The organism is Candidatus Margulisiibacteriota bacterium (genome assembly GCA_028715625.1).
Lineage (GTDB): Bacteria > Margulisbacteria > Riflemargulisbacteria > GWF2-35-9 > GWF2-35-9 > JAQURL01.
In genome coordinates this window covers 1-4545 of sequence record JAQURL010000110.1, presented here as the reverse complement: position 1 = coordinate 4545, position 4545 = coordinate 1, and the positions used below count along the sequence as shown (strand labels likewise).

Here is a 4545-nt window from a genome sequence, read left to right as displayed (position 1 = left end):
ATTTCCGAGCGTGCAATTGCGACACACCATTTACCTTCGAACTTCCAACAATGGCCAATCTGGCCATATTAACGTCCTTTCCGTCAATAATAGACAACCGTTTTATGCGGTCAACATCACAAGGAACCACTCTTATTTTAGACAGGTGCGATTCGTTAATTTCCTCTATTATCTCTACCTGCCTGGGTAATAATTTCCTCATTAAGTCTATATCCCATTTTTCAAGAGCTTCAGGTAAAATTGTATGATTTGTATAATTTACAGTCTTTTGGGTTATTTCCCAGGCTTTATCCCAGGGAATATCTTCTTCATCTACCAATATCCTCATTAACTCCGGAATTATTAAACTGGGATGGGTGTCATTAATCTGTAGGGCTACCTTCTTGGGAAAATCCTCGAAATTATCATGGTTCTTTTTAAAGTTTACAATTATATCCTGCAGCCCGGCCGATACAAGAAAAAATTGTTGTTTTAACCTAAGTTCCTTGCCTTGCCAATGACTGTCATTCGGATACAAAACAGCGGTTATGGCCGCGGAATCTGTGTTAATAATATTACGGTAGGCTGCTTCATAGTCTCCTTCCTGATAAGGGATCAGGCTGAAACCATTCGGCTTAAAAAGTGTAGTCTTAAATAATCTTAAAGTATCAATAAAAGATTTGCCCTTATAATCAAAGCCGACGATTGGAATATCAAAGGGAATAGCGCTTACATGTTCATAGCCTTTTATCGTACTCTTGTCCCTTTTGTTCAAACCGGGCTTTCTTTCCACATTTCCAAAAAATTTCACAATCCGGGTTTCGTCTTCTCTTTTTATACCCCAGAAATTATTTACTTCCATCCATTCATCAGGAAGTTCCACCTGGTGACCGTCCCAAATCTGCTGCTTAAAAAACCCCAGCTCATATAATAGCCCGTAACCTGTGGCCGGTAACCTCAGGGTTGCCAGAGAGTCCAAAAAACAGGCTGCCAGACGTCCCAAGCCACCATTCCCTAATCCGGCGTCTTTTTCAGTATTCTCTATAGCGTTTATATCAATACCGACAGCCTTTAAGCTTTGAAGCAGGTTGTCTCTTGCCTGTAAATTAATTAAATTGTTGCTCAGAACTCTACCCATAAGAAATTCCATAGAAAAATAACAAAGTTTCTTGCTGTCATTTTTTCTTATAGCATCATTTGTGGCTCGCCATGAAGGCATTATGGCGTCATATAAAGCAGCTAATGACAGGGCCATAAAAAGTTGGTTTCTGTTGGCGTCTTTTATGGAATTAATCCCGCTGAGTCCTAATCCTAATGTGTTTACCAGGTGCGCGTTTATTGCAGCACAATTAAGATCGGCTGTGCAAGGAGCAAGAACGTTGGAAATAAGTTTAGTTTTAATCATTATTTAATCTAAAAATTTAAGTTTGTTTATAAAATATCGTTAATTAAATAAAAGAATTTCAGTTTTTTTGGAAATGTTTGAGAAAATACAAAGAATCTTAAATTAACTATCTGGCCACAGGCAATTCCACATAAAATATACTGCCCTCTCCGGGGTTACTCTCTACCCAGATCCTGCCGTCATGCAGATTAATAATGTCTTTGGCAATTGATAACCCCAGGCCAAGTCCGCTGCGTTTGCCGTCTTTTCCATCATTTAGCTGGAAAAAATTGTCAAATATACGCTCCTGGTCGGTCTTGGCAATACCTATACCTGTATCGCTGATTTTTGTAACTATCTTGTTTTTTTCTGTGAAAAATTCAATTTTTACATAGCCTTTATCCGTATAATACATGGCGTTACTGATAATATTCAGGAATGCCTTGTTTATTTTCTCCCGGTCTGCCTGTATGGAAGGAAGGTTTGCGGAGTCATCAAAAATTATCTCGACATTTTTGGCGTTAGCCTGCGGTCTGAAGCTATCCACTATATCGGCAATTACAGATTTTATGCTTACTTCCTCAAAAGTTAATGAAATTTTATTGGAAGTCAGCTTGGTAAACTCCAGTAAATCATTGATAAGCTTATTCAAATGCAAGCTTTCCTGCAAAATGATATCCGAAAAATTTTTCTGGTCCTCATTGAGTTTACCGCGTCTCTCCGAGAATAACGTCTCTGTAAACCCAATAATGTTTGTCAGCGGTGTTTTCAGCTCATGCGATATTGTCTTTAAAAATCCTGATTTCAAATTCTCGATTTCCATTTCTTTGGTTATATTTCTAAGCAAAGTTATAATGCCGATTATGTTGCCTTTGGAATCGGCAGACAAGGATGAACGGACATGCAGGAATATCCTTTCATTGTTTTTATGAACAATACTTATTTCTTTGGTAATAAGCCTGACTTTTTTTAAAATAATATTATTAATTTCCTGAATATACTGGGAGTCAGGCAAAATTTCGGTGATATTGCCACCCACAACATGAGTATCGATATCCAGTAATTTTTTTGCGCTGGAATTAATCAGCAGTATCTTGTTGCTGACGTTACTTACAATAATTCCTTCTTCCAGATTCTCTATAATATTATTGAGTTTTTCTTTTTCCTGATGCAACATATAGTTGGTCTGAAAAAGTTCCTTGTTGCTATTAAAGAGCTCCTGAGTGCGGTCCTTTATTTTGGCTTCCAGCTCACTGTTTAGTCCTTCCACTTCGGTTTTAGTCTTGCTGAGCTCCTTGATGATCTCATAAAAAATGAAAACTTCTATGGCCAGATAAGCCAGAATAATCAGCATGTTATACATTATTAAATACCTGATGGTAAATGGATATATTATGGTAATAGAGTGATAAATATTTGCCAGAACAAGACTGATTATGGACAGGTTTAAAAATGTATTCTGCTTGAAATTGCCACTTCGAAAAAACCAGAAAGCCACGATGATAAATAATATGTTGCTGAAAAGTATCAAATAATTGGTTTGCATCAAAAATTTATAAGTAAATCTTGAGGTCTGGGGTATAAAATAAAGGGCCAGCATCAAGGCGATAATTGTTAAATACCCTACAACTATTGTGAATTGCCATTTTTTAATATGTTTATGTGATTGCACAGAGACCATAAGAGCGCTGGCCAGAATACCCTGTGCTGCGAGATCCAGAACATGAACAATGAAGCTGAAAACCGGGAACCATATAACACTGGTTCCAAAACTTTTTTTTGTTAAATATAGAAAAACAAGAAACAACCCGGCATTAAAAATAATAGTTACGAATCCAAGATACAGCACAGAAAACGCATCCTTGATCTGTACACTGGCGGGTAATCTGTTAATGCTGAAATAGGTGGAAAAAAGAATTATTACAGCCAGTAAAGCTATAATAAATGTTTGATACAGTTGACCAATAGAGATATTGGTGAAGGATAAATAAGTAAATAGATTGATCATGCCTTAGGCAAATGTATTATAAACTTTGTTCCTTTATTCAATTCGCTTTTCACGCTTATGGTTCCATTATGCAGATTTATTAGGGTTTTGACAATAGAGAGGCCCAGGCCCAAGCCTTCGGACTTGTCCTGGTAGGTGTTAAGCTGGGTAAATTTCTCGAAAATAAAAGGCAGTTTATCCGCGGGTATTCCCGGTCCTGTATCTTCTACTGTAAAAATTATATGGTTGTCGGTGGTCTCTGCGGTAAGGATTATTTTGATACCTTTACCGGACTTTATTGCGTTCCCGATAAGATTGGCAAATACCTGTTTCAAGCGATAATAATCAGCAACCATAAGCAAATCTTCGGGTTCAACTTTATAGGATAATTCAATATTGTTTTCTACCAATTTGGGATAAAAAAAGTCCTCAAGATCATAAACAAAATCCTTAATGGGAAAAGTAATTTTGTTCAGGGTAATTTTGTTGGTTTGCAACCTGACAAGATCTGTCAAATCAGAGATCATTCTCTGCAGATCCTCGCTGCTGTGAAAAGCGAAGTTCAACAGCTTGCGGTGCCGTTCGCTTAAAGCAGTATTGTCAGGGCCATGCAGAACCATATCCAGAAAGCCTATAACGCTGGTCAACGGATTTTTCAGGTCATGTGAAATTGTGTTAAAAAACTCATTTTTAAACTGGTCTAACAGTTTTTTGTTGGTTATATCTTCGATCAGGCAGACTACCATGTCAAAATGATATTTCTTATCCAGAACCAACGTGGACTTAAAGAGTAATACCTGTTCCACGCCGTCATTCAGTATGGAAACTTCTTTAATAATATTTTTTTTATCCTTGCTGGTATCATAAATTATAGTCATCAAGGTATCGCAAAGGCCGGCAATGTGCAGCTTCTCCTTGATATTGGCATTTATGGTTATATCCAGTTCCTCGATATGCAACAATTTTTTAGCATTATTATTCATCTGGATGATGTTGCCTTCCAGGTCTGTTACCAGCGTCCCTTCCACGATATTGTCAATTATCAGTAAAGATTTTATTGTTTCGGCCTGCAACTGTTGGGACCTCTGTTGCAATTCCTTGGTCCTCTCATTAATAATTTCCTCCAAAGACGAACTGTAAAGCTTGCTGCGCTGGTAATGGAACTGAATGGATGAAATCAACTGGTTAAAAAATA

At 37.3% G+C, this 4545-nt stretch carries 3 protein-coding genes; all 3 read right to left on the bottom strand.

Going from position 1 to position 4545, the window contains the following annotated elements:
• Positions 1-1384: glycogen/starch/alpha-glucan phosphorylase (locus PHV30_11880; protein ID MDD5457713.1), on the bottom strand; the 1384-nt coding region annotated here is incomplete at its 3' end.
• Positions 1385-1490: 106 nt separating this feature from the next.
• Entirely contained in the window at positions 1491-3371 is a 1881-nt protein-coding gene (locus PHV30_11875; protein MDD5457712.1) for an ATP-binding protein, read from the bottom strand.
• Positions 3368-4545 (bottom strand): HAMP domain-containing sensor histidine kinase (locus PHV30_11870; protein MDD5457711.1); only part of this gene is annotated, 1178 nt, incomplete at its 5' end. The genes PHV30_11875 and PHV30_11870, both read right to left, overlap by 4 nt.

Coding starts and splice junctions, on each gene's coding strand:
- PHV30_11875 (MDD5457712.1), bottom strand. CDS start 3,371: ATGATCAATCTATTTACTTATTTATCCTTCACCAATATCTCTATTGGT.